We start from the raw sequence: 1,873 nt of genomic DNA on the forward strand, positions 1-1,873 counted from the left end.
CAATTTAACAACTGCCAAGTGTAAATTCTCAAATTATTGAGCTTTGAATTCACGGCGTTGATAAAAACACTTGGTGGAGAAGATAGCATCAAAATATGGCTTTTTTGTGTTTTTAAGTTTTTAATATGTTTTTGTTACAGGGGATTATTATGAAAAAAGTATATGCCAAATTAGCGGGGGGCAAAAAGAGTTTTCTTCGTCCTTTTTATAAGGCGTCTTTTGTTAAGATGCTTTCCTTATCTTCAATAGTTGCACTTTTGTCGGGTGTTTCTCCAGTGTATTCAAAAAGGGTTGCTTCAAAAGAGATTGCTAATCAAGTTACTAATTCGCTTACCAAAGAAGCGTTTCTCATAAGTGCGAAAAGCCCTGCTGTAGCTTTTCCGCAAAGAGTTATCTCTGTCTATGATTACTATAATGACGATACTAGCGATCAGGAAAACTATGTAACAGCACTGAAAGTGGGGAGCGTGCCGGCAGCGAATGCTGTTAGTGACTATGCTAATTTTCTGACCACGACCTTTTCGGGGAAAAGCAGTGATATTGCTATCGTGAATATTTTGAAAGCATATGACAATAACATATCAAAAAATAAGCGCAATGTAGAAGAGCAATATAAGCGATCTCTCACTGGCCAGCAGTTTCCCATTCTTGATAATTCTACATCCCAACGGCTCGCTCAAGATGGTAGTGATGTAACGGTTATTGAGAAATTTGGTATACAGCGGAATACTAGTATACAGCCGCGCGGCGTGAATTATAATGTTACGATTGGTGATAGTTTGCTTTACAATGGTATATTTGGAGTTGTTATAGGTTATGGTGCTGAGGCTGCCGGTGACAGTACTGTTGTAATAGGTAGTTCTAAGGAAGGGGGTAGTGTTGCACGTGCAAAAGGTGACTACACGACGGCTGTAGGTAGTCTTTCTAGGGCACTTGAAGAAGGTGCGACCGCTTTGGGTCATCGTGCTTATGCGCATAAAGAGGATTCGGTTTCTATTGGTTTTTACTCACAAGCGAATGTATATAAGGGTGTTGCTTTAGGTTCTAGGTCTATAGCCGATACTGCTGCTGGCTCTGTTGGTTATAACCCTTTAACGAATGCTGTTGCTGGTGATTCAGGTTATGTATGGAAAAGTACATACGGTGCTGTTAGTGTTGGTGATGTTGCTAAGTCAAAAAGTCGGCAAATTGTAGGTGTTGCAGCTGGTACTGCAGATACGGATGCAGTGAATATTGCACAGCTGAAAGAACTAAGAACATTTGCAGCAAAAGGCTGGAAGATATCTGTTAATAATAAAAATGCAACAGTTGTTAGCATAGACGACACGGTGGATTTTTCAGCTGGGAGTAGCAATTTCACGATTACAAAAGGTAATAAAAACAATAATATGAAATTCGATCTAGCTAAGGACCTTGTGCTAGTTAGCGTAAAAGCGGGAAGCGGTACCTTAGATGCCACAGGCTTAGTGATTAAAGATGGCCCCAAGATACTTACCACAGGTATTGAAGCTGGAAATAAAAAGATCACAGGAGTGGCAAAGGGTACAGGTGCCAATGATGCCGTTAATTTTTCACAGCTGGAGGAGATTAAAGAACAAGTAGCATCCAGTAGCTTTGTAAAACAAGATGCAGAGACAAAACATATCACCATTGGTAAAGAGGCAGAAGGTGATAAGATAGATATTGTAAACAATAAAGGCGAGAAAAGGGTTATTTCTGGTATAGCGAATGGAGCCATTTCTGATGTTTCAACTGAAGCAATGACAGGGTATCAATTGCATCAGTTGGGTAGCAATATAGCTGGCTATTTAGGTGGTGGTGCTAGCTTTAATGGGGGAACTTGGACTCCCCCTAGCTTTAAGGTCAAGACTGC

At 40.4% G+C, this 1,873-nt stretch carries 1 pseudogene; it reads left to right on the forward strand.

Annotation, left to right across the window (positions count from 1 at the left end):
* Window positions 1-149: 149 nt before the first annotated feature.
* Window positions 150-1,873: pseudogene (locus MCO_RS10955) on the forward strand (hypothetical protein); the annotation flags it as partial.

The organism is Bartonella sp. DB5-6 (genome assembly GCF_000278115.1).
GTDB classification, from domain to species: domain Bacteria; phylum Pseudomonadota; class Alphaproteobacteria; order Rhizobiales; family Rhizobiaceae; genus Bartonella; species Bartonella refiksaydamii.